Source organism: Streptomyces sp. SID12501 (assembly GCF_010550245.1).
Classification (GTDB): Bacteria; Actinomycetota; Actinomycetes; order Streptomycetales; family Streptomycetaceae; genus Streptomyces.
Map to the genome: position 1 here is coordinate 30,601 of NZ_JAAGLU010000015.1, position 22,834 is coordinate 53,434.

Below are 22,834 nucleotides of genomic sequence, written 5' to 3' on the forward strand. Positions count from 1 at the left end.
CCGTGTGACACGTGGTGTCATCGTTGAACGCATGGCACCACCAACCATTGACCACGCGTCAATTCTCGTGGAGCTACAGGCAGTTCGCCGGGCGGGGCTGCTGCGGCTGCGCGGCCGCGAGCTGCCCGTCCTGGAGTCGGCCGCGGCCTCGCTGGCGACCGCGCGTACCCGCGAGGGTGCCGTGGAGGCGCTGCTGCGCCGCGCGGTGGAGCGGCTCGACGCGGGTACGCTGCGGACCGCCGCCGAGTACACGCTGGGCCTGGCCCAGGGCACCCGGGACTGGGCGGCGGCCTCCCGCCGGGCCCGCGCGGCCGAGGTGTACCGGGTGAGCGAGGAACGCTTCCGCAAGCACCACGAGGTGATGGTGCTCGGGCAAGTGGCCGAGCAGGTAATGGAATTGGTGGCGGGCGGCAGCGGTGAGCCGGGCGAGGACCACCGGGAGGGCGACACCCACCGGACCGTGGACGTCCTGGCAGGTGACCGGGCCGTACGCCTCACCCTGCACATCCACCCCGTCGACCTGCTGCGGGATGTGGACGTGGTGGTCTCCCCGGTCAACACCCACCTCGCGCTGCCCGAGTCGTACAAGTCCTCGGTCTCCGCCTCGTTGCGCCGGGCCGCCTCCGTGCGCGGGGTGACCGGCGACCTGCTGGACGACCCGGTCCTCGATGAGCTGCGCAAGTGGACGGCTCGGCACGGCACTTCGGGGCGTCCGGTGGTCCCGGGCACGGTGGCGGCGACCGGTTCGGGAGCCATGGCCGAGCACGGTGTACGACGGTTCTACCACGCGGCCGTGGCCATACCCCGGGCCGGCACCAACGACTACGACGTGCTGCCCGCCGACATCACCCGCGCCACCTCGCGTGCGCTCGCGCTGCTGGCCGAGGAGCACGACCGGCACACCCCGCCGCTGCGCTCGGTGTGCTTCCCGCTGCTCGGCTCCGGGCGCGGCGGGCTTCCGTACCGGGTGAGCGCGGCCGCCGTATGGAGCGCCGTGGAGGCGGAGTTGGCGCGCGGGGCGTGCTGGGACGTGCACTTCGTCGTCCGTACGCCGGAGGCGGCCCGCGTGGTGGAGCGGATCCCGGCCAGGACCCGCCCGGGACGCGACCGGTCGGCGCCCGGCCGGTCGGCTTGACTGGAGGGGCGGGTCGCCCAGGTGGGATGCCTGGGGGAGCCTTGCCCCTGGGCGGCTCGCACCCCGGACCGCCAATATCGACGGGGTGTCAATTCACGTAAGGACCGGGCATGTTGGTGTCGACTTCACATAACGTGGCCGTATGACCAGGGGGATGGTTGAGTGGGCGCACGGCTGCGCAGGTCGCACGGTGACCTGGCCCGCCCCGGACACGTATGTACTCGTCGACGGTGTCCTGTTGCGGATGGTTCCGGAGCCGCCCGGCCTGCCGCCGGGTACGGCCGTCACCGTGCGCCACGATCCCGCGCGGCAGCGACTGGTGGCCCACGCCGACGGCACCGGAGCGGCGGCCGAATGAGCGTCCACGGCATCGAGTTCGGGACCGGATACGAGGAACGGCAGCCCGTCGTCCTGCTCCTCGACACCTCCGCGTCCATGGGCCGCCCCGCGGAACACCCGCGGATCGACGAGCTGAACGATGCGTTGACCCGCTGGTTCGACGGGGTCCGAGCGCAGGAACGGCTGCGCACCCGGGTGGAGGTCTGCCTCATCACCTTCGACTCGGCGGTGCGCGTCTACGACCCCGGCGCGGGCCGCCTGGTCCCGGTCGGGGAAGCCGACGCCGACCGGCTGTTCGTCCCGGCGGACAGCATGCGCCCGCCCACGCTGCGCGCCGACGGCCTGACCCGGCTGACGGAAGCCGTGGAGACGGCCCTCGAACTGGCCCGCGCCCGCTACCGCACGCTGCAGGAGCAACGGGTACCGGTTCGCCGCCCCTTCCTGTGGGCCCTGACGGACGGCGCACCGAGCGACGCCCAGGGCCACCCCCTGGACGCGAAAGCCCTGGCGGACACAGCGGAACAGGTGCGCCAGGGCGAGGAGAAGGGCGAGTGGGTCTTCCAGGTGATCGGGGTGCGTGGCGCCGACCTGCCGATGCTGCGGGTACTGGCGCCGAAGGCCACGTCACCGCTGGAGAACCTGGACTTCGGCCGGATCCTCGACCTGCTCTTCCAGAGCACGGACGACAGCAGCCCGGACCAGACCGCGGATCTCATCCACCAGCAGGTCAACGACCGCGCCGCCCGGCTCGCGCGCATGGAGAGGGTGGAGAAGAGGGCGGAGAGGGGCCACGGGTGATCATCGCAGGGGCCTCCGTCCAGGGCACCGCTCATCTCGCCGACGGGCAGGGATGCCAGGACGCGTTCAAGGCCGTCGACCTGGGCGACACAGCGGTACTCGCGGTGTCCGACGGCGCGAGCAGCCGCGACCGCAGCGCCCTGGGCGCCCACATCGCGGTCGACACGGCCTGCCGCCTGCTGACGGAGGACATCCCGGACACGGAGGAGACGCCGGAGGCGTGGACCCGGTGGATCGCGGGGCGCGGGAAGCGGGTCGTCGAGGAGTATCTGCGGGCGGTGGCGGGGGTGTTGGGCACGGGTACAGGTGCGGGTACGGGTGCGGGTTCAGAGGACCCCGGCGCCTTGGCGGCCACCATCGCCGCAGCGGTCGTACGTCCACCGTGGGTGGCTCTCATCTCGCTGGGCGACGGCTTCGGCACGCTGCTGACAGACGACGACCACTGTCACCTGGTCCTCCCCCCGCCCACCACCCCACCGCCCTTCCTGTCCTCGCCCGGCGCGGCGCAGCGCATCCGCACCTTCGTCGTCTGGGAACCGGAACTCAGCGGACTGGTCCTGAGCACCGACGGCTGTGCCGCGCTCACCCTCGACCATCCCTCCGTACGCCGACTCCCGCCAGAGGCAGGCCCCTTACCGGCCGACCGCTTCTTCCTCGGCCTTGCCGCCACACTCCGCGAGAACCACGGGGACGCCGAGCCGCTTCGGCGCCGGCTCTCCGGTCCGGAGGCCGGCCGGACCGGTGACGACCTGACCGTCCTGTGCGCTCTCGTCGAAGGGCGGTGACCATGGGACTGACAGTGATGTCCGGGAACGGACACACCTGGCGGCTCACCGAGCAGATCGGCAGCGGCTCGGAAGGATTCGTGTACGGCGTCGACGACGCCCGCCCCCTCGTCGCGAAACTCGTCCCGGACCCGCCCGACCCCGAGGCCTACCGGCGTCGAGTGGTCCGCCTGGTGCGCCAGCGCCGCGAACCCCGTACCGTCGGCCTGCTGTCCGCACCCGTCCGGCTGGCCTGGCCGCTGGTCCCGGTCCGCACGGCGGACGGCGATGACGCGGACCGCGTCGACGGTTACGTGATGACCGACATGCGGCACGCCTACCAGCCGTTCAGCCACCTCCTCAGCACCTCCGCCCGCCGTACCCACCTGCCCCGGGCGACCTGGGCGACCGCCCTGCGCGCCGCCCTCGCCCTCACCGGGCTGTTGGCCGAACTGCACGCCGAGGGCTATGTGGTGGGCGACCTCAAGCCCGACAACCTCTGGGTCGACGAGACCGGCCGGGTCGGTATGGCGGACGTCGACTCGTGGCAGTTCACGGACGGCCGCGAGGTGTTCCCGGGCCGGATGCGCACCCCCGGCTACACGGCACCCGAACGGATCGGCGCCCCCGCCGGCACACCGCCGGACACCGCGTCCGACGATTTCGCCCTGGCCGTCCTGGTCCACCAGCTCCTCATGGCCGGCCTGCACCCCTTCGCCGGCCACCCGGCGGACGGCGGCGACTACCTGTCGTACGACGACAACGTGCTGCACGGCCGCTGCCGGATCACCGACCGTACGTCGGTGCTGCTGCCCCGTTCCGTACCGCCCGCCGACCTGCTGCCGAGAGGACTCGCAGAGCTGTTCCGGAGGGCGTTCGGGGACGCGCACCGACGTCCTGCGGCGGCCGAGTGGGCCGGGGCACTCGCGGCCGAACCGGCCCCCGGCCGACTGAAGGTGTGCCGGGTGAACGCCCGCCACATCCACACCGTGGAACGGCCGTGGTGCCCATGGTGCGACCAGGCCGAACGGGGCGACGACAGCTACCCCGACGATCCGCAGGACGATCCTCAGGAGGAGGCATGACGACCCGCCCTTCAGCGACGACCCACCTCTCCGTCGCCCGCACCCTGGACCACTGCACCGTCCTCGGCCCCGGCAGCCGCGCGGTCGTCTGGGTACAGGGCTGCCCGCTGCGCTGCCAGGGTTGTGTGGCCGCGGAGACCCTGCCCTTCGAGGGCGGCACCAGCCGGTCGGTCGCCGAACTCGCCGACTGGCTGTGCCGGTTGGACGGCATCGAGGGCGTCACGTTCTCCGGCGGTGAGCCGTTCAGCCAGGCCGGGGCACTGGCCGAACTGCTCGACACGGTACGGGAGCGGCGCCCGGACTTCGGCGCAATGGCGTACTCCGGCTTCCGTCACGAGGCGCTTCGGCGCGGCGGCCCGGACCGGCTCGCCCTGCTGGCACGGCTGGACCTGCTGGTCGACGGGCCGTACGTCGCGGCCCGGCACGGCAGTCTGCGCTGGCGCGGCTCGGACAACCAGCGGCTGATCCCGCTCACCGACCGCTACACGCGGGCGCCGGCCGAGCCGGACACGACCGCCGGGGTCGAACTGTCGGTGGACGCCGACGGATCGCTCTCCTGGGCCGGGGTGCCACCGACTCCCGGATTCCGGGAGGGACTTGAGGAACAGCTCGCGGCGCGGGGGTTCGTGCTGCACACCGAGGCACGGAGGGAACGATGAGCGGATCACCGAAGTACAGCAGCGTCCGCGTCGCCGCGGCGTACGCCCAGCAGGAGGCGGCCGAGCGCCTGCGCCGGGAGGAGCAGCGCCGGGCCAGGGAGCGCGAACGGGCCGCCGAGCGGGCCCGGCTGGCCGCCGCCCGGCGGGAACGCGCCCGCGCCGAGGCGGCCCGGCGCCGGGTCGAAGTCGCCCGCAAGGAAGCCGAGTTGGCGGCCCGCCGGACGGCCGAACAGGGCGCCCGGGTGGCCCGGACACAGGCGGAGCAGACCCAGGCCGACGAGCGCGGTCTCGCCGAGGTGCGGGAGCTGATCGCCGAGGCCCAGCGGTCCGGCGCCCGGACCGACATCGGTTCCCTGGAGCGGCAGTTGGCCGGGCTGCGGGAGCGGGCCGCCCGTGGGGAGCGGCTCAGGGACGCGGTGGAGGAACTGCGCGGCCGGGTCGTGAGCCTGCGTGGTACGGCGCCCGGGGACCGTACGGACGACCGCGCCGCTGTACTGGCCGGGCTGGAGCGCCGGTTGTCCGCCACCGGGCCGGACGGCGCCGCTCTCGACGCGGACGGCCACCGGAGCTGCACCGACCTGCTCGACCGGCTGCGCGCGGCCACCGGCCCGGGCCTGGAGGTCCGTTTCGAGGCCCTGATCGGCACGGTCGAACACGCCCTCGCCCGGCATGCGGCGACGGTCACGGAGGCGGTGCGCGCCGCGGAGGAGCAGGACCACGCGGAAGCCGAGCGGCAGTCCCGCGCGGAGCAGGAGCGCGCGGCGGCCGAGGCGGCGGAGCGCGAGCGTGCCGAGGCCCTTGAGGCGGCCCTCGCCGAGGCCGCCGAGCGGCTGGACGTCGTACGCCCGGCGGCCGAGAGCGTGGTGGGCACGGCCGCCGGTCTCGGTGACCCGGGCCTCGCCGACGAGATCGGGGGCGCGCTGCGCGCCGTCACCGAGGCCCTGACCGCGCGCTCGGCGGCCGAGGCTCTGACAGCGGTCACCGAACTGGAGGGGAGACTCCCCGACGCGGAGGCCCGGCTGGACGAACTGGAGCTGGCCTACGACCGGCGCCGGGACCTGGTGGCGGCGCTCCGGGACGCCATGACCGACGAGGGGTTCGCCTTCGAGGGCGGCGAGGACGAGGACGGCAGCTTCCGGCTGCGCTTCGTCCGGCCGACCGGGGCGACGTACGAGACGACGGTCGCCAGCGAGAGCGACGGCACCCCGTTGCTCGTCTACCACGTGCAGGGCGAACCCGATGTGACGCTGAGCGCCCCGCAGGACGAACCGGTGTGCGACACCACGGAGGCGCTGCTGGAGCGCGTGCACGAGGCGTTGGGCGACGACGGCTTCGTGCCGGGTGAGATCACCTGGGACGGCAAGCCGCCGGGCCGACGCGCCGAACCGCTGCCCCGGGAGACGTCCTGGCGGTGGACGAAGCCATGAGCACGGTCGACTTCACCAAGAGCGAGAACAGCGAGAACAGCGAGAACAAGGACGCCGGTACGGGGCCCGTCACCGCCGACGGCATGATGCCCCTGTGGGCGGTGTCGCTCGGCTGGGAGCTGCGACGCGGCCGTCAGGTGATCGTCGACGGGCAGATCCGGGACCGCTGGTGGTTCGAGGACCGACCCGCCTCCTTCCGGGAGCTGGTCGCCGGGGTGCTGGAGGCGCGCGGCGCCGATGTGGTCGGCTGGTGGGACCCGGTGGCCGGGCTCACCTTCCCGCTGCCGGGCCACGCGGAGCGCTTCGCCGAACTGGAGGCGAACCGTACCCGGGGCAACGCCGGCGACCGAAGAGAGCAGCGCCGCCGGGGCGACGGCGGCGACCAAGGGGAGCCGCGCTACCGGGGCAACGGCGAAGACCGAGGAGAGCCGAGCCGCCGAGACGACAGCAACGACCGAGAAGAACCACGCCGCAGAGGCAACGGCGAAGACCGGGGAGAGCCGCGCCCCTGGGAGAGCCGGAGCGCACCCGGGGACGACGGCGGGCGACAGGCCGACCCCCGTACCCGGCGCGGTGTCGAGCGCGACCGCGACCGGTCGGACCTGCTCGCGCCCCGGGCCGCCGGCCGGCCGACCAACTTCGAGGACGTCGTGGCGACCGTGCACCGGCTCGTCTCCTCCCCCGACGCGGCCACCGCCTTCGTCTTCCAGGACGTCGACCACCAACTCCCGTCCGGCCAGCCGGAGTCGAATCGCGGCTACCTCCGGCTGCGCGACGCGATGGCGGCCGCCGTGACGCCCCGCTCGCCCCTGGACGGCCGCCGCCCGCACGCCCGCAACGCCGTCCTGTGCGCGGTCGGTGACGTGGGTCGGCTGCCCGGCTGGTTCCACCTGGAGGACCCCCGGATCGCCACCCTGCACATCGGCCCGCCGGACCCCAGCGAGCGCCGCCTGTGGCTGACCTGGCTGCGCGGCGACTTCAACGGCGCCCCGGACGCCACGCGCCACGACATCGAGGCCCTGGTCGGTGCGACCGACGGCATGTCCGGCTGGGACATCGACGCGCTCGCCCGGACCTCGTGGCTGCGCGACGCGCCCCTGCAGAAACCGGACAAGCTCCTGGAGCTGCACCGGCTCAACGTGAGCGTCGACCCGTGGACCCAGTTGGACCGGGAGACCGTCGCCCGCGCAGGCGGCGTACTGGGCGCCCGGGTGGTCGGCCAGTCCAAGGCCGTCGACGCGGTGGCCGCCGCACTTCAAGCAGCCTTCGTCGGCATCGACTTCGGCGGCTCCGGCACCGCCCGCCCCCGGGGCGCGTTCTTCTTCGTCGGCCCGACCGGCGTCGGCAAGACCGAACTCGCCAAGGCGGTCGCGGAGTTGATGTTCGGCGACCAGAGCGCGTACGCCCGCTTCGACATGAGCGAGTACCAGCAGGAACACGCGGCCGAGCGGCTCGCGGGCGCACCGCCCGGCTACATCGGCCACGAGCAGGGCGGTGAGCTGACCCGCCGGGTCCAGGAACGGCCGTTCAGCGTCCTGCTCTTCGACGAGATCGAGAAGGCGCACCCCCGGGTGCTGGACAAGTTCCTCCAGATCCTTGAGGACGGCCGCCTCACCGACGGCCGCGGCCAGACCGCGTACTTCTCCCAGTGCCTGATCATCTTCACCTCCAACACGGGCGCGGAGGCGGTCCACGGCCTGCTGTCCGAAGGCGGCGAAGAAGTGCCCTACACCACCCTGGAGGCCCACTTCACCCGGGCCGTGGAGGAGAAGTTCCGGACGATCGGCCGGCCGGAGATCTACGGCCGGCTCAAGCCCGGCGTGGTCGTCTTCGACATGCTGCGCCGCGAGCACATCGTGAAGATCGCCGACCGGCTGCTGGGCCAGCTCACCGAGTCCGTCCGCGAACGCCACCAGGTCGAACTGGTCCCCGACCCGGACACCCTGCACCCCTGGATCACCGAGCGGATGAGCGACCCGGAGCACCAGGCGTACGGCGGCCGCCAGATCCGCAACGAGCTGGAGCGGCTGCGGGCGGCCGTGGTCGCCCACTTCCTGGCCCACCGCCCGCCCCCGGGCCGCCGGCTCCGGCTCGGCATCGAAGCCGACGGCACACCGTGGGTCAGGACCGAGGAAGGGAACGGCTGAACACATGCTCGGCATCGCCATCGGCCACCGCACGGCCCGCGTCGGCAAACTCGCCCCGGACGGCCGCACGACCGTGACGGTGACGGACCTGGCCGGCACGGACCCAGGCGCCGACCTCGCCACCGCGCTGGCCACGCTCCTCGCCGGAACCCCGGACGAGGAGGCGGTGCTCGGCCTGCCCGCGTCCGCCGACCGCGAGGCCGAGGCCCGCCTCCGCCGCGCCGCCGAGGACGCCGGCCTCCACGTCAGCAGAGTCGTCCCGGAGCCGGTCGCGGTGGCCCTGCACTACGGCGCGATCATCGAGGGCGTCCACTGCACGGTCCTGGTGGTCGACCAGTCCGGGCCGACAGTGGACCTGACGGTCCTCACCATCACCCCCGACCTGACGGTGCACATAGTCACCACCCGTACCGAAGAGCTGACCGACGCCCTATCGGCAACGGCCCGGGAACTCACCGAGGCAGCCCCGGACGCCGTACTCCTCTCCGGCGACCTGTACTCAACCCCGTCCCACCGCACAGCGATCGAGAACCTCCCGGAGGCCCAGTCCCTGACGGTCCGCTGCACAACCCCGGAACAGGCCGTCGTACACGGCCTCCTACTCCTGGAGGACTTCGGCCTCCTACGCACAGAAAGGGGCCCGGCCCCGACGGGAACCCGCTTCCCCCCACCTCTGGAGGACCCGGAACCCCGCACTTCGCCCACGGCCGAGAAGGACCCCGAGCCAAAAAACACCCCAGCCGACAACGCCCTGAAGGGGCGCGAGGAACTGCGCGACCAGCCCCCACCGCCCCGCACCGAACCCCCCACCGCAACCACCACTAAGGGGCGCGAGGAACTGCGCGACCAGCCCCCACCGCCTCGCACCGAACCCACAACCGCAACCACCCCACCCACCTCCGCACCCGCACCCGCACCCGCACCCGCACCCGCACCCGCACTAGAACCCGAGCCAACTCCCACCCCAATCCCCACCCCATCGGCCACCCTCCACTCCGTCCCCGTGACCCAACTCCAAGCCATCCGCCGAGACGACCACCTCCTCGTCCTCTGGGCCTGGCCCGACACCGCCCTCACCGCCCGCATCCGCTGGCGCCGCGAGGACACGACCGCGACCGGCAACGGCCCCCACGACGGCGACATCCGCTGTCAGCGCAGGGTCTACGAACACGACGGCGGCCTGGACCTCCCCGTAGGCCGAGGCGCAATCACCCTCACCGTCGAGGCCCTGGTCCCCGACGCCACCGTCGACACGGAAGGCGCCGCCTCCCTCCGTATCCCGGCCGAACCCCCCATCGTCGAGTACGAACCCTCCCTGCGCCGCCGCCTCACAGGCACCCGCATCGCGACCGTCACCTTCACCGCCCGGACCGGCTGCGACCTGCCCGCCCTCCGGATAGTCCACGCCCTCGGCCGCTACCGCCCCACCAGCACGGCCGAGGGCACCGTCCTCCACGAGGTCCCCGCCCAGCGCCTCCCCACCGGCGTCCCCCTCGCCGTGGAGTTCCCCTTCCCCAGCACCCGGGGCCCCTCCTGGCTCGTCTGCTTCCCGGCGGACGGCCCGGACTCCGGCCTTGGACCCGGACCCGGCTCCGACCAGGACCGCGACCCCGAGAACGACAACGACATCGACCTCCGCCCCACGGCGCTGCACCGGCTGCGAGTGACCTGAATGGCCAGACGACTCACCTGCCCCTACTGCTACGAGACCTTCGCCCCGCGGGAGATCCGGTTCCGCTGCCACAGCCGGCTCAGCCGCACCCGCAAGCAGTGCGAGCGCCGCCGCGACCCGGTCCTCGACGAACGCTTCGGCAGGCGCCCCAGCCACGACGTGGGCCCGGACTTCGCCGCCGACGGCCGTAAGTCCACGGCGCTGTGCCCGGACTGCGACGGCGACACGACCTACCGCATCTGCCCGGTCTGCCACGTCGAACTGCCGTTGCAGTTCGGGATGGTGGAGAACCGGCTGATCGCGATGGTCGGCGCGCGGTCCTCCGGCAAGACGATCTACATGACCGTGCTGCTGCACGAGATGCGCAACAAGGTCGGTGAGGCCTACGGCGCCTCACTGATGGGCCTGGACGACGTCACCATGCGCCGCTACAGCTCGGAGTACGAGGACCGGCTCTACCGCGACCGGCAGATGTTCCCGCCCACGCAGACCGCGACGACCAACGCCAACCGGGTGGAACCGCTGGTGTTCCGGTTCGGGCTGCGCCGCAGGACGCTGTTCGGGGAGCGGGCGCAGCACAGCGTGCTGTCCTTCTTCGACACGGCGGGCGAGGACTTCAACAGCCGGGAGAGCGTGGAACTCAACACCCGTTATCTGACCAACGCGGACGGCATCATCCTGCTGCTCGACCCGCTGCAGATGACGGGTGCCCGGGACAACGCGGCGCCCGGCACGGCGCTGCCCGCCCTGGACGGCATCGACCCGCCGATCAACGTGCTGAGCCGGGTGAGCCGCCTGCTGCTGGCCGCGCGGGGCGGCAAGGCGGCGAAGGTCGACACCCCGATCGCGGTGGTCTTCTCCAAGATGGACGCCTTCTGGCATCTGATGGAGAACGGCAGCCCGCTGCGCTCACACGCACCCGCGCTCGGCCGTTTCGACGTCGACGACAGCCTCAGCGTCCACGAGGAGGTACGCCAGCGGCTCAGGGCGTGGGACGGCGTGCCCATCGACCAGTCTCTGGAGAACACCTTCGCCCGCTACCGGTACTTCGGCGTCTCCGCGCTGGGCCGCAGCGCCACGCCCGAGGCCCGGGTCGCCGACACCGGCATCCAGCCCTACCGGGTCGCGGATCCGCTGCTGTGGCTGCTGAGCGAGTTCGGTTCGGTGCCGAAGGAGGGCCGCGGATGAGGAGCTTCCAGCAGCTCTACTACACCTCCTGCGAGCACGGGCTCAGCGGGTCCTCCGGCTTCCAGTTCAACGCGGTGAGCGAGCAGGTCTCGGCCGAGACCCGGCACCGGGTGGAGGGCCTGGCCGGGTACGAACCACCGCGCGCCCTGGTCGAGTCGGACGCCCCCGAACTGCTGGCCCGCTGCCCGGTGAACCTCTGCCACACCCCGGGCCGGCCGGGCGGCGCCACCACGCTGTGCGTGCGGTACGTCGGCCGGGACTCGGCGCGCCGCTTCGGCAACTACTTCGCCCACGCCCTGTACACCGGGGGCGAGTTCACGACGGACAGCGGCGGGCTGCTGGCGATCGAGCTGTGGGACTCCCCGGTGTGGACCGCGCGAGTCGCCGGCACGACCGAGATCCCGGAGCTGCCCGCACCCCTGCCACGCGGCCCGCTCTCCCCCCGCTCTGTGCGCGCCTTCCTCCGCGCGCACCCGCACGCCGAGCAGTTGCCGGCCCTGTTGGCGGCGGTGTTCACGGCGCTCTCCGAGGACGGCTCGGTGGTGGTGATCGACGACACGACCGACCGGATCGCCCACTGGTTCGCGGCCGTCTCCTACCTCCTGCCGCCCCCGCTGGCCCACACCCTGTCCTTCGCCACCTATCTCTTCCGCCCCGCCCGCAGCCGACTGCACCTGATCGGCACGGTGCCCGGCGCGCACCCCGGCTTCGGCCCCGACGACGAGGACTCGTACACCGTCTTCGACTTCTCCACGGGCCGCTTCCCCGAGGTGGTGCCCACCCACCACCTGGTACGGCTGCTGATCCGGATCGGGGTCGGGTCGGTCCGTTCGGTGTGGTCCTGGACGGCCGAGTACACGCACGGCCAGGAGCGGGACCTGGGCGACTGGCACGCCCCGGTGGCGGCGGCCGCGGCGGCGGGCGGCACGGAGCTGACCGACGCCGACGTCCGCGCGGTGATCGACTGGCTGCCCGGCGCCGGTCATCTCGGGCCGCGCCGGGCGGCGGTGGCGGCGGACCTCCACCACAAGCACCGGGACCTGGCCGACGACCGGCTCGCGGTGCTGAGCGCGGCCGCCGAGGCGGGCGGCGACACGGCGCTGCACCAGGAGCTGGAGGGCAAGCTCCACCAGTCCCGGATCCGCGCCTACGCGACCGGCGCGGAGAACGCGCCGGGCCCGGTGCCGATCACGCATCCCGCCGAGCGGGAGCGGGCCACCGCCCTGTGGCAACGGCTGCTCGGCGAGGCCGCCACCAGCCGTCAGCGGGTACGGCTGCTGCTGTGGGCGGAGGGCGCGCGGCTCGCCCCGCCGCCGGAACTGCTCGCGGCCCAGGGCCTGGAGCTGGCCCGCGCCCTGCTCGGTTCCTCCGGCGCGGGCCCCGGTCTGCGCGAGGAGGTCGCCCGTCTCGTCCGCATCCTGCCGGAGTTCCGGGCCGGGCTGGTGACGGCCGTGCAGGAGGTGCTGTCCGAGCGGGGCGGTCAGGAGCAGCTGTTCGCCCAGTTCCCGGCCGAGTTGCTGAGCGAGCGGGATCTCGGTGAGCGGCCCCGGCTCCTTGAGCACTACTGGCGGGCGCAGGCCGAGCGGGAGCCCGCCCGCACGGTCGACCTGCTGTTCAGGATCCTTCGGGTGCGCGGTCAGGACTCGCCGGACGCGGAGCTGCTGCGGGGGCTGTGGCGGCAGCCGTCGCCTGCCTGGACGTACGAGGAGGCGACCGAGATCGCACGTCGGCTGCCGTCGGACCGGCAGGTGGACGAGGCGGTCGGCGAGTGGTTCGACCGCGCGGTGAAACAGGAGGTCCGGGACGAACAGGGCCTGCGCGCCTGCCTGGTGCTGTGCGACACGCTCAGCGCGCCCGGCCGCTACGCCTGGCTGCGGCCGGTCACCCAGGAGTGCGTGCAGATCACCCTCCGGCTGGACGAGTCCCTGCGCGGGACCACCGAGGCCACCGCGCTCGCCCGCGCGTTCCGGATCCCGCAGATCGACGCCTGGGCGGCTCCCCGCGCCCTGAAGCACTACCGGCTGCTCCCCGCCATGCTCCGGCTGCCCGCCGACCCGGCCCGGCTGCGCACGGAGATCGAGGAGTTCGGCTTCTCCCTCGCCGACGGCTATCTGCGCGCCGTGCACCGGGACGCGGTGGCCTCGGGCCGGGTCGACGAGGTGCTGTTCAGCCATGTCACCGGGGTGATCGCGGTCAACGGCGAACGGGTCGCCCTGCCGCAGGCACACCTGGAGGTCATCGAGGCGCTGCGCCTGCACACCGCCCACCACTGGCGGTCCGAGGAACTGAACCGCCTGGCCCGCGCGCTCCGCCCCTACGACACCCATCTCGCCGACGCCTACCAGGAGTTCGCCGAGAACCGGCTGGGCCGCATGAAGAAGTGGAGCCGCAGACTCGCCCCGCGGCGGTCCTCGGACGGCCCCCGACCGGAAGAGGGGTGAGCCCGAGATGGACGAGATCATGACCTTCATCCTCGCACCGGCGGCCTACCTGGCCCTGCTCCTGCTCTATCTGCTCGTCGTCCCGGTGATCGCGGGCCTGCGCGGTGCCGCCCTGGTCAGTGAACTGCTGGGCCGCTACTGCCTGTTGCTGAACGGCGTGCTGCGCCTGCGCACCCCCGAGTTCGTGACCGTCCCTCCGTACCGCCCCGCCGACGAACTGGCCCACCGCAACTACTTCTTCGGCCCCGCCACCCGCGATCTGCGCCAACTGCTCACCCAGGGACGCCGGTTGTACGTCGGCACGGTCACCGACGCCTACCGCCGGGTGACCAACCGCCAGTTCACCGCACCCACCACGCACCGGGCCGTCTCGGTCCCGTACGGCCTGACCCTCTACCTGGGCCTCGGCGTCGGCGCCGCCGTCGCGATACCCACGCTGGGCGCGCTCCTCGGCGTACAGGCGCTCGGGGTGGCCCTGCTGGCGGGCGGCGCCCGGCTGACCGCGCTCACCCTGCGGGCCACCGACCGCACGGTGATGATCCTGCGCGGGCTGCCCCGGGGCATGCTGTGCCCGAGCTGCTTCGAACGCGTTCCCCATCCGGCGTACGACTGCCCCCGCGCGCACTGCCGACGCCGGCACGCCGACATCCGCCCGGGCACCTTCGGCCTCTTCCGGCGCCGGTGCGCCTGCGGGGAGCAGGTGCCGACCCTGCTGCTACTGATGAGCAGGGACGCCCGGCTGAGCGGCCACTGCGTGCACGAACACTGCGGCAAGCCGATGAACCTTGACGCCGGGCACATGCCCGAGCTGATCCTGCCGCTGATCGGCGGCCGGGCCGCGGGCAAGACACAGCTGATGGCGGCGATGGTGAAGTCGCTGGAGAACACGGCGTTGGACGGCGGGCCGGCGATCCGGCTCGCGGACCCCGAGTCGACCGCCAACCAGCGGGTGCTGAACGAGGTCCTGGAGATCCAGGGCCACACCCGCCCCACCCAGAAGACGCTGCCCCGGGCCCATTCGTTCGTGCGGGGCAGCGGCCGCGCCGAGCGGCTGGTGCATGTCTTCGACACGGCCGGTGAGCGGTTCGTCAACCGGGAGGAGACCGACGCGCTGCGCTACGTCCGGGCGGCCCGCACCTTCGTCTTCGTCCTCGACCCGATGGCCGTCGACGTGTTCTGGACCCGCCTCGACCCGGCGGGCGTGAAGCTGGACCGCACGCTCGCCTCGACGGTCGATCCGGAGGACGTGTTCTCGCGCTCGGTGCAGACCGTACGCACGATGGGCACCAGCCTCGACAAGGCCCGGCTCGCCGTCGCCGTCAGCAAGAGGGACCTGCTGGCCGGGCAGCCCGCCCTGCTGCCCGACCGCCCGGACGACAGCGACGCGGTCCGGAAGTGGCTGGGCGAGAGGCTGGGGCTGCGGAATCTGGTGAGCACGATGGATCTGGAGTTCGGCGAGGTCCGGTTCTTCTGCACGGCGGCGGTGGCGGACGAGACCGGGCAGGTGGACCCCAGCATCGGGGTTTTCGTCAACTGGTGTCTGCGCGAGTGAGAATGCCACGACGTGCAGTGCGGAGGGGGCGTGGCGCCATCACCGGACGTCCCGGTTTCGGAGAGGTGTTGCGCGGCCGTCGGCGCGCGGCACGGCTGACGTCGGAGCAGTTGGCCGAGGCCTCGGGGGTCAGTGCCCGGACCGGACCCTGTCCGGCCTGGAGCGGGACCGCAGCAAAGGGTCGCGGCGCTCACCTGCATCGCCGCGTTCGCGCCGGACAAGGGCGAGTCGGTCAGCTCCCTGATCGCCGACCCGCCGCCCGGGGCGCCGCATGCCGCACGGTTCTTCGGGGGCCGCGACCGCCAGTAGTTCCTCCAGCGACTCAGCCGACCTCGGCAAAGCACTGGCGGTCCACGACGGCCGCGTAGGTGTCGGCGGTGTTGGTGATGTTGCCCGACAGGTCATAGGCGTAGGTACGGGCGTTGACCTGGTGACCGGTCAGCCCCGACGTCGCGTCCGAGGTCGACTCGCGGTCCACCAGGGTCGTCTCGGCCTGCCCGGTCGCCTCGTCGAACAGGTTGGTCGTCCACACCCGCGAGCCCTGCTCGCCGGTGGTGGTGCGCAGGACCTCCCCGTACACGCTGTAAGAGGTCTGCGAGGTGTACCAGTCGGTACCCGAGGTGGAGACGGGCAGCCCGTCCGCGTTGTAACGGACGATCACCTTCTCCTCAGGCAGGCCACCCATCGCAGGGGTGGTGTAGGAGGCCAACTGCCCGGACTCGGTGTACGCGTAGGTGGTCTTGTAGGTGGTGGCGAAACCCTCCGCCGTCGAGAGCAGCCCCGACGCCACCGCAGGCAGGGTCAGCGTCTTGGACGCCGGGTTGCCATCCAAGATGTGGCCGCCGGAGTTTCCGACCGATTACTCGAATTCCTCATACTATGGTTCGCTTGAGTATGTTCAACGCGAGTAAGTCGAGGTAACCCATGTCAGGCTTCGTAGGCCGCACATCCGAGCTGGCCACCCTGAACCGGCACCTCGCCTGGGTACGCGCCGGCCGCGGCGACCAGCGCGGTCGTGCCCTCCTGCTCCGCGGCCGGCGTCGGGTCGGGAAGTCGCGGCTCGTGGACCTCTTCTGTGAGCGCGCCCAGGTGCCGTACGTCGTCCACCAAGCCACCCGCGGTGAGGACGCCCACCGGGAACGGACCCGCTTCCTCACCGAGGTCCGGCACTCCTCGCTGCCCGACACCGCCCTCCTGGCCGGCGTCACGACTGTCACCGAATGGGACACCGCTCTGCGCCAGCTCGCGGCGGTACTCCCGGACGACGCTCCCAGCATCGTCGTACTCGACGAGCTGCCCTGGATGCTCGAAGGCGACCCGGTGCTGGAGGGCACTCTGCAGACCGTGTGGGACAGGGTGCTGAGCCACAAGCCCGTACTGCTCATCCTCATCGGCAGCGATCTGGCGATGATGGAGCAACTCTCCGCCTACGGCCGCCCCTTCCACCAGCGAGGGGCCGAGATGGTACTCGCGCCACTCTCCCCCTCCGAAGTGATGGCAATGACCGGACTCCCCGCCGCGGATGCCTTCGACGCCCATCTGATCACCGGCGGTCTGCCTCTCATCTGCCAGGAGTGGCAAGAAGGCGAGAGCCGCATCGACTTCCTCTCCCGCGCCCTCGACGACCCCACCTCCCCCCTCCTGGTATCCGCCGAGCGGGCACTGGCCGCCGAGTTCCCCACCGCCCTTCAGGCCAGGCATGTGCTCTCCGTGATCGGCAGCGGTGAGCGGACGTTCGGGACGATCGCCGCGAAGGCCGGAGCGGCTGATCGGCCGCTTCCGCCCGGCTCCCTCAACCCCGCCCTGCACACCCTCGTCGCCAAGCGACTCGTCGCCGCCGACACTCCCCTCTCCACCCGGCCCGGAGACCGCGACCGTCGCTACCGGGTCGCCGATCCCTACCTCCGTTTCTGGCTCGCCTTCCTGGAGCAGGGGATCCCGGAGATCGAGCGCGGGCGCGGGCGGATCGTGGCCGAGGCGGTCGAACGCGGGTGGACCTCGTGGCGCGGGCGGGTGATCGAACCCGTGGTGAGGGAGTCGTTGGCCAGGCTGCTCCCCGACAACACGTGGCCGCAGGTGCGGGAAGTGGGCGGCTGGTGGCCTCGTACGAACAATCCCGAGGTCGACCTGGTGGGGGCGGACCGGTCGCCCGCCCGCGAGATCGGCTTCGTCGGCTCGATCAAGTGGCACGAGCGCGGCTCCTTCGACCACCGCGCCCTGGCCGCGCTGGCCCGGGACGCCCTGGCCGTACCCGGTGCCGACGAGGACACTCCGCTGATGGCGGTGTCCCGCTCCGGGTTCACGGTGGACGGGCTGACAGCGACGTACGGGCCCGAACAGCTGATGGAGGCCTGGGCTTCCGCGGCGTGAGCGCCCTACCCAGGCCACAGCCACAGCCACAGGAGTGCCGGTCCAGGAGGGTGCCCGGAGCGCTTCCACCGGGGCCATCCGTGCCGCCCGGCCCACGGCGGAGCGGCCTGACGGACGCGTGGTCCTCACTCTCACACCCGACGCGTACGAGGACGCCGGCGTGATCGCCGTGCACCCGGACGGCACGGCCTGACAACAGATACGGCACGGCATCACCGCGCCCGCTCGCACTCCACCCACTCCGCCCACACCGTCTTGCCCGGCCCGTCCGCGCGCGGGTGCCAGTCCCAGCGGGTGGCCAGACGCGATACGAGGAACAGGCCACGGCCGGTCTCCTCGGCGCCGTCGGTCTCCGGTACGGCGGCGGGGCGCCGGGGCAGCCGTTCGGCGCGGGTGTCGGTGACCTCGACGCGGACGGTACGGCCGTCGGCCGACGTGTGCACGCGCAGGTGGAAGTCCCGGCCGGGAACGTGGCCATGGAGTACGGCGTTCGCGGTGAGCTCGCCGACGATCAGCACGAGGGTGTCGTGCGCGTCGGTGCCGTACGGGATGCCCCACGCGTCGAGGCGCAGGGCGGTCAGGCGGCGGGCGAGGCGGGCTCCTCGGGGCGTGGAGGTGAAGCGCATCTCGAAAGTGCGGATGGTGGACGGCGCGTCAGGGGCGGGTGTGGGGGTCAAGTGGCGGGTGGGGGTGGCGGGTTGGGTGGCGCCCGTGGGGCCCGCGGATTTGGTCGTCATACCGACAACGGTGTCGCCCGTCGCATAGCGTGACCAGTGGTGACACACCGACGCGGCCCGGTTGTACGCGCGGTGCCGGTACGGGTACGAGGCGCGCGGCGTTACGGCGTCCGGTGGGCGGGCGTTGGGCCGGGAAGGCGGTGGGCGATGACCGAGGCTACGGCGGCGGCAGGGCCGGAGGCGAGGGGCGGGGTGCTTCCGAATACTGGTGGCGAAATCTCCGAAGTCTCCGGGGGCGGTGGGGTCGTGAGCCTCGGGGACGGATGGGAGAACGACGACGAGGGCGGGCGGCAGCCTGAGGACGGGGCCGGGAAGGGGTTCGTCGTCGTGTTCGGGCAGACCATGAAGACGTGGCGGGTGCGGGCGGGCATGGACCGCGAGGAGTTCGGGCGCCGGATCGGGTACTCGGCGGCGACGGTGGCCTCGTACGAACAGGGGCGGAGGATTCCGTCGCCGAAGACGATCGACCGGGCGGACGAGGCGGTGGGGGCGGGCGGGTTGCTGAGCGTGTGGAAGGAGGAGGTGGAGAAGGCTCAGTATCCGGTCTTCTTCCAGGGGATGGCGGCGCTGGAGAAGGAGGCTATGGAGTTGCTCTCCTACGACACGCTCGTGGTCAAGGGCCTGCTCCAGACGGAGGATTACATGCGGGCGCTGCTGGCCATGCGACGCCCGGTTCTGGATCAGGAGACCATCGAGCAGCGCGTGACGGCCCGGCTGATCAGGCAGGGGATCCTAGATCGCTGGCCTGCACCACTGCTGAGTTTCGTGCTGGACGAGTCGGTGCTACGACGTCCGTACGGCGGGAAAGACGTACTGCGGGGGCAGTTGGAACACCTCATTCTGGTCGGACAGAAACGGAACGTCGAGATGCAGATCATGCCGCTCGACCGCGAGGAAAACGCTGGCGTGGACGGGCCGTTCACGATCGTCATCCGCAAGGACGGCAAGAAGTTCGTGTACGCGGAGGCTCAGGGAACGAGCGCTCTCCAGACGGACGCGGAACAGACGACTCTCTCCGCCGCGCGCTATGGGATCATCCGATCACAGGCTCTCCCTCCGCGAGAGTCACTGGAGTTCATCGAAGGATTGCTGGGAGCGCTATGAACAACGCTGAGTCCTCGACCGTCGCCTCTGGCCTCGCCTGGTTCAAGAGCAGCTACAGCGGAGCAGAGGGCGGCGATTGTGTAGAGGTCGCGGCCGGTACGGCAGTTGTGCACGTCCGGGACTCCAAGGCCGTGGCTGGGCCCGTGTTCACGGTGTCGCGTGAGGCTTGGGCGGGGTTCGTCGGGCGGAGCGTCTGACAACCGTACGACCGTGAGAGCCCTGCCGGTTCCAGTCGGACGGCAGGGCTCTCGCGCGAGTCCGACTCGGCGTGATCAGGAGCTCCACACCCACGCCCGCATCACCGGTTCGCTCAGCCGACGCTGGCAAGCTTGGCGAGCTGGGCCTGGACCAGGGCGGCGGGGAGGGTGAAGTCGTCCCCAGTGGCCTGGGAAGCCAGGTTCGTGGCGGGGAAGTAGCCGACCGTTCCGCCCTCCCGAACCACGACCACCCGCACCGGTCCGCTCACACCATCGACCGAGACGGTCAGGTTCGCCGCGATCACCTCGTCCGCGCCGCCGGTACCGGCCGGCACTCCCGCCTTCTGAACCTTGACCGTCTTGACCCAGTCCTTGCCGGCCACCGTGTACACGAACCCGCCCGCCGCGCACTCCCGCACCGCCCGGCCGATCCCGGCCATCACGGCCTTCGCCGCCGCCTCCTGCCCGTACGAGGCCAGCGAAACGAAGGAGGTCGTCGCATCCAGCGCCGCAGCCGCCAACTCCTCGTCCGACGGGTCCGCCCCCAGATCCGCCCCGGACGTCTCCTGCGGCCCGATCCACATCCGCCGCACCACCGACACCGGCGCCCCCAACACCGACCCCGCCTGCACCGTCGCCAACGGCGTGCACACCGCCTTCTTCGCGACCACCGTCCCCGCATTGGGGAAGTCCCGGTCCGACACCTGCGCCGTCACCGTCCCCCCGGCGACCACGTCCCCGTCCGCCAGCGCGACCGCCTCCAGCCCCTCCGCCGACAGAGCAACCGCACCCGCACCTTCACTCGCCGCGGCGGACGCCGACGCCTCCGCCTCAGCGGAAACAGCCGCCGCCACATCGTCACCGTCCGGCTCACTCCCGGACCCCGAACACCCGGCCAGCAACGCCACCGCGAACACCCCGGCCCCGGCCAGCGCAACTCCACGACGCCGCACAGCACTTCTCCTCATGATCCCTCGCCTCACTCCCGCCACATCCCTCCCGACACCTACGAGCACCCCCGCACACGGCCGACAGGTACGCCGACCGCATGCGGGGGTGTGGTGAGCGGGTCAGGCCAGCTTGTCGGCCTGGGCGGTCACGAGATCCGCGGGGAAGGTGAAGTCCTTGCCCGAGGTCGTGGCACCCACGTTGAACACCGTGAAGTGGGCGAGGGTGGCCCCGTCGCGGAAGACGACCACCTTCCACGGGGCGTCCACGCCGTCGAGGGGAGTGACGGCGGTGAACGCGACCGCCTCGTCGCCCGCCTTCGGCGCGGTGCCCACGGTGACCTTGCCCACGTCCAACTGCTCGCCTCCGGCAGTCCACTGGAAGCCGCCCGCGCACGCGGTGACCGCGTCGGCGACGGACTTCAACGCGGCGGTGGCCTCTGCGGCGCTCGCGTAGGAGGCGAGGGTCACCGTGCCGGTGTTGATGTCCAACGCGGCCTCCCCGGAGGCGGCGGCACCGGTCACCCGCCGGTACGTCGCCGCCGCCGGCTTCCCCACCGCGGTCCCAGCCACCGCACGCCCCAACGGCACGCACTCCTCCCCGCTCACCTCCACCCCGTCCGCGGCAACGATCTCGGCCTTGGCCGGGGTGCTCACCTCGTACCCGGTCAGATCCGCCTTCACCAACGCCGCCGACTCCAACTCGCCGCTCGTCAGCGGCTTGACGGCCGAAGCGGCAGCAGAGGTCTCCGCCGCGGACGCCGACGGGGAGGCACCGGTGGCGGAGTCAGCGCTGCCGGAGCCGCCGCAGCCGGTGAGCACCGCGAGCGACACCAGAGCGCAAGCAGCAACAGCACCCGTACGGGCACGGGCACGGGCACGGGCACGGGCACGGACGATGGAACGAGAGTGACGTATACCGGAGTTGTTCACGATGTGCTTAGTTCACTTTCCCTGTCGTACTGCCCATGACTGACACACCGCCAGCCAAACCTGTTACCACCCCACGCCGCCTTGACAACAGCCTGGCCAACCGCGCCTCGCCAACAGAGGCCGGCGCGACGAAACCCTTCGTCGCACCGCCCTCCGGTACGACGCCGAAATACCCGACCGCGATCCCCTCGCCGAAGACCACGACCCTCACCGACCGGCAACCGCGCTACCGCACGTCGACGTAGTCTCCGGCCGACGTCTGCGAGCCCGTCGTCGAGTTCCCCCAGTACGACCACCGCCACGACCCGTCCACCGACGCCGTGGCCGTCGCCTTCAACGCCCCCGTGCTGCTGGACGTCACCGTCTTCACCGTCCTGTACGAACTCGCACCGGCGGCCTTGAACTGCAGCTTCACCGAGCTCCGCGCATACCCGTCATACCGGTGCTTCGACCAGTTCGCCCGCGTGATCTTCCCCGTCACCGTGACCGTCTTCCCCGCCACCACCGGCTCCGGCGTCGCGTCCACCGTCAGCTTCGCGTGCCGCTTCAGGCTGACCGTCGCGGAGTTTTTGTCGGTGTCGGAGCCACCCGCTGTCGTGCGCGCCTTCCCATACGTCTTCCACGCCTTGGCATCGGAGTTCACCAGATTTCTCAGGCTGCCCTGAATCCCCCGAGGGTCGACGGAGATGATCCGCTCACAGGTACGGGTCGTCACCCCACCACTGGTCGACTTCTTGCACTCGGACTCCTGCTCCCAGAGCCCCCCGATCTCCCCGTAATCGACTCCATCGGTCCCTCGATAGGCGAATACCTGAAGGGAGTCTTCCTTGATCGCCACGCTGCTCTTCACCGTGAACGTCAACGACACATCCACATAATTCGTCGTCCCCACCACGATCGGCTTCCCGCCATTGAAAACAATCTTCGAGAATGTGATATCGGACTCCGCAGCTCCCGCCGGCAAAGCAAACACCCCCAACACCACAAACCCCAGCACACCAGCGCCGACCGAAAACCCTATACTCCTGCGCACAAAAAATCCCCTCACCATAGAAATCCATACACCCCAGATATCTCACATCGAAATGCCGCGCGCACAGCCCGGCCGACAGCGGGAACTCCCAAGCCAGGACTGCGGATGCATCAGGCACCCCCTCCGCCGACCGTGCTGCGACGGGCACATCGGCGCCGAATTCCCCACCCACGACGACGCGATTTGCCCCGTTCTGCCGGGGTGGACTTTCTTGACCCGACGACGCCGACCCACCAGCCTCAGCAGTGTCCGCCGACTCTGTCGTCAGTGCTGCCATCAAAATGCCATGAAATCCCCCCTGGTACG

At 71.7% G+C, this 22,834-nt stretch carries 21 protein-coding genes and 1 pseudogene; 17 read left to right on the forward strand and 5 right to left on the reverse strand.

Features of this window, described 5'->3' with window-relative positions; genetic code table 11:
• Positions 1–31 precede the first annotated feature (31 nt).
• From G3I71_RS19325 to G3I71_RS51170, 13 genes and pseudogenes are all read left to right on the forward strand, one after another.
• Positions 32–1,135: a macro domain-containing protein gene (locus G3I71_RS19325; RefSeq protein ID WP_164316059.1), complete on the forward strand. Its 1,104-nt coding sequence runs from the start codon at positions 32–34 to the stop codon at positions 1,133–1,135.
• Positions 1,136–1,277: 142 nt separating this feature from the next.
• Positions 1,278–1,493 (forward strand): hypothetical protein, encoded by a 216-nt coding sequence (locus G3I71_RS19330; protein ID WP_239149228.1) that lies wholly within the window; start codon positions 1,278–1,280, stop codon positions 1,491–1,493.
• Positions 1,490–2,272 (forward strand): hypothetical protein, encoded by a 783-nt coding sequence (locus G3I71_RS19335; RefSeq protein WP_164316060.1) that lies wholly within the window; start codon positions 1,490–1,492, stop codon positions 2,270–2,272. Before G3I71_RS19330 ends, G3I71_RS19335 begins: the two co-directional genes overlap by 4 nt.
• A complete protein-coding gene (locus G3I71_RS19340) occupies positions 2,269–3,057 on the forward strand; it encodes a protein phosphatase 2C domain-containing protein (RefSeq protein WP_164316061.1) in 789 nt (262 codons plus the stop codon). Before G3I71_RS19335 ends, G3I71_RS19340 begins: the two co-directional genes overlap by 4 nt.
• Positions 3,058–3,059: 2 nt before the next feature.
• The gene (locus G3I71_RS19345; protein ID WP_203730807.1) at positions 3,060–4,121 is read left to right on the forward strand and encodes a hypothetical protein; all 1,062 of its coding nucleotides are present in this window, start codon (positions 3,060–3,062) and stop codon (positions 4,119–4,121) included.
• Positions 4,118–4,780 (forward strand): 4Fe-4S single cluster domain-containing protein, encoded by a 663-nt coding sequence (locus G3I71_RS19350; RefSeq protein ID WP_164316063.1) that lies wholly within the window; start codon positions 4,118–4,120, stop codon positions 4,778–4,780. Before G3I71_RS19345 ends, G3I71_RS19350 begins: the two co-directional genes overlap by 4 nt.
• Positions 4,777–6,207 (forward strand): hypothetical protein, encoded by a 1,431-nt coding sequence (locus G3I71_RS19355; RefSeq protein ID WP_164316064.1) that lies wholly within the window; start codon positions 4,777–4,779, stop codon positions 6,205–6,207. The genes G3I71_RS19350 and G3I71_RS19355 overlap by 4 nt, the downstream gene beginning before the upstream one ends.
• On the forward strand, positions 6,204–8,354 hold the full coding sequence (locus G3I71_RS19360) for an AAA family ATPase (protein WP_164316065.1): 2,151 nt from the start codon (positions 6,204–6,206) through the stop codon (positions 8,352–8,354). The genes G3I71_RS19355 and G3I71_RS19360 overlap by 4 nt, the downstream gene beginning before the upstream one ends.
• Before the next feature lie 4 nt (positions 8,355–8,358).
• Complete coding sequence (locus G3I71_RS19365) at positions 8,359–10,026, forward strand: Hsp70 family protein (protein WP_164316066.1); 1,668 nt, start codon at positions 8,359–8,361, stop codon at positions 10,024–10,026.
• Positions 10,027–11,214: a hypothetical protein gene (locus G3I71_RS19370; protein WP_164316067.1), complete on the forward strand. Its 1,188-nt coding sequence runs from the start codon at positions 10,027–10,029 to the stop codon at positions 11,212–11,214.
• The gene (locus G3I71_RS19375) at positions 11,211–13,655 is read left to right on the forward strand and encodes a GTPase-associated protein 1-related protein (protein ID WP_164316068.1); all 2,445 of its coding nucleotides are present in this window, start codon (positions 11,211–11,213) and stop codon (positions 13,653–13,655) included. The genes G3I71_RS19370 and G3I71_RS19375 overlap by 4 nt, the downstream gene beginning before the upstream one ends.
• A gap of 7 nt (positions 13,656–13,662) precedes the next feature.
• Positions 13,663–15,207 carry a hypothetical protein gene (locus G3I71_RS19380; protein WP_164316069.1) on the forward strand — a complete coding sequence of 515 codons (1,545 nt, stop codon included), beginning with the start codon at positions 13,663–13,665 and terminating at the stop codon, positions 15,205–15,207.
• A gap of 177 nt (positions 15,208–15,384) precedes the next feature.
• Positions 15,385–15,477: pseudogene (locus G3I71_RS51170) on the forward strand (alpha/beta hydrolase); the annotation flags it as partial.
• Positions 15,478–15,529: 52 nt separating this feature from the next.
• Here the strand turns inward: G3I71_RS51170 and G3I71_RS19385 are convergent.
• Positions 15,530–16,039, reverse strand: coding sequence for a hypothetical protein (locus tag G3I71_RS19385; protein ID WP_164316070.1), 510 nt, complete (start codon positions 16,037–16,039; stop codon positions 15,530–15,532).
• 92 nt (positions 16,040–16,131) lie between these two features.
• Here G3I71_RS19385 and G3I71_RS19390 point away from each other — a divergent pair, with 92 nt between their 5' ends.
• On the forward strand, positions 16,132–17,577 hold the full coding sequence (locus G3I71_RS19390; protein ID WP_164316071.1) for a DUF234 domain-containing protein: 1,446 nt from the start codon (positions 16,132–16,134) through the stop codon (positions 17,575–17,577).
• Between the two features lie 34 nt (positions 17,578–17,611).
• A complete protein-coding gene (locus G3I71_RS19395) occupies positions 17,612–17,770 on the forward strand; it encodes a hypothetical protein (RefSeq protein ID WP_164316072.1) in 159 nt (52 codons plus the stop codon).
• A 19-nt stretch (positions 17,771–17,789) separates the two neighbouring features.
• Here G3I71_RS19395 and G3I71_RS19400 read toward each other — a convergent pair whose 3' ends face one another.
• Positions 17,790–18,314 carry an ATP-binding protein gene (locus tag G3I71_RS19400; protein ID WP_164316073.1) on the reverse strand — a complete coding sequence of 175 codons (525 nt, stop codon included), beginning with the start codon at positions 18,312–18,314 and terminating at the stop codon, positions 17,790–17,792.
• Positions 18,315–18,461: 147 nt separating this feature from the next.
• Between G3I71_RS19400 and G3I71_RS19405 the strand changes: the two genes are divergently transcribed.
• Together G3I71_RS19405 and G3I71_RS19410 are read left to right on the forward strand one after the other, a co-directional pair.
• The gene (locus G3I71_RS19405; RefSeq protein WP_164316074.1) at positions 18,462–19,418 is read left to right on the forward strand and encodes a helix-turn-helix transcriptional regulator; all 957 of its coding nucleotides are present in this window, start codon (positions 18,462–18,464) and stop codon (positions 19,416–19,418) included.
• Positions 19,415–19,615: a DUF397 domain-containing protein gene (locus tag G3I71_RS19410; protein ID WP_164316075.1), complete on the forward strand. Its 201-nt coding sequence runs from the start codon at positions 19,415–19,417 to the stop codon at positions 19,613–19,615. The genes G3I71_RS19405 and G3I71_RS19410 overlap by 4 nt, the downstream gene beginning before the upstream one ends.
• A 113-nt stretch (positions 19,616–19,728) precedes the next feature.
• Here the strand turns inward: G3I71_RS19410 and G3I71_RS19415 are convergent, their stop codons facing one another.
• From G3I71_RS19415 to G3I71_RS19425, 3 genes are all read right to left on the reverse strand, one after another.
• A complete protein-coding gene (locus tag G3I71_RS19415) occupies positions 19,729–20,568 on the reverse strand; it encodes a hypothetical protein (RefSeq protein WP_164316076.1) in 840 nt (279 codons plus the stop codon).
• A 117-nt stretch (positions 20,569–20,685) separates the two neighbouring features.
• Positions 20,686–21,495 (reverse strand): hypothetical protein, encoded by an 810-nt coding sequence (locus tag G3I71_RS19420; protein WP_164316077.1) that lies wholly within the window; start codon positions 21,493–21,495, stop codon positions 20,686–20,688.
• 226 nt (positions 21,496–21,721) lie between these two features.
• The gene (locus tag G3I71_RS19425) at positions 21,722–22,528 is read right to left on the reverse strand and encodes a hypothetical protein (RefSeq protein ID WP_343242999.1); all 807 of its coding nucleotides are present in this window, start codon (positions 22,526–22,528) and stop codon (positions 21,722–21,724) included.
• Positions 22,529–22,834 lie beyond the last annotated feature (306 nt).

What these genes read in the sequence shown, in the direction of transcription:
- G3I71_RS19390 (WP_164316071.1), top strand. Translation starts at nt 16,132, where the DNA reads ATGTCAGGCTTCGTAGGCCGCACATCCGAGCTGGCCACCCTGAACCGG.
- G3I71_RS19365 (WP_164316066.1), top strand. Translation starts at nt 8,359, where the DNA reads ATGCTCGGCATCGCCATCGGCCACCGCACGGCCCGCGTCGGCAAACTC.
- G3I71_RS19400 (WP_164316073.1), bottom strand. Translation starts at nt 18,314, where the DNA reads ATGACGACCAAATCCGCGGGCCCCACGGGCGCCACCCAACCCGCCACC.
- G3I71_RS19360 (WP_164316065.1), top strand. Translation starts at nt 6,204, where the DNA reads ATGAGCACGGTCGACTTCACCAAGAGCGAGAACAGCGAGAACAGCGAG.
- G3I71_RS19375 (WP_164316068.1), top strand. Translation starts at nt 11,211, where the DNA reads ATGAGGAGCTTCCAGCAGCTCTACTACACCTCCTGCGAGCACGGGCTC.
- G3I71_RS19350 (WP_164316063.1), top strand. Translation starts at nt 4,118, where the DNA reads ATGACGACCCGCCCTTCAGCGACGACCCACCTCTCCGTCGCCCGCACC.
- G3I71_RS19405 (WP_164316074.1), top strand. Translation starts at nt 18,462, where the DNA reads ATGACCGAGGCTACGGCGGCGGCAGGGCCGGAGGCGAGGGGCGGGGTG.
- G3I71_RS19345 (WP_203730807.1), top strand. Translation starts at nt 3,060, where the DNA reads ATGGGACTGACAGTGATGTCCGGGAACGGACACACCTGGCGGCTCACC.
- G3I71_RS19410 (WP_164316075.1), top strand. Translation starts at nt 19,415, where the DNA reads ATGAACAACGCTGAGTCCTCGACCGTCGCCTCTGGCCTCGCCTGGTTC.
- G3I71_RS19330 (WP_239149228.1), top strand. Translation starts at nt 1,278, where the DNA reads ATGACCAGGGGGATGGTTGAGTGGGCGCACGGCTGCGCAGGTCGCACG.
- G3I71_RS19380 (WP_164316069.1), top strand. Translation starts at nt 13,663, where the DNA reads ATGGACGAGATCATGACCTTCATCCTCGCACCGGCGGCCTACCTGGCC.
- G3I71_RS19370 (WP_164316067.1), top strand. Translation starts at nt 10,027, where the DNA reads ATGGCCAGACGACTCACCTGCCCCTACTGCTACGAGACCTTCGCCCCG.
- G3I71_RS19335 (WP_164316060.1), top strand. Translation starts at nt 1,490, where the DNA reads ATGAGCGTCCACGGCATCGAGTTCGGGACCGGATACGAGGAACGGCAG.
- G3I71_RS19355 (WP_164316064.1), top strand. Translation starts at nt 4,777, where the DNA reads ATGAGCGGATCACCGAAGTACAGCAGCGTCCGCGTCGCCGCGGCGTAC.
- G3I71_RS19325 (WP_164316059.1), top strand. Translation starts at nt 32, where the DNA reads ATGGCACCACCAACCATTGACCACGCGTCAATTCTCGTGGAGCTACAG.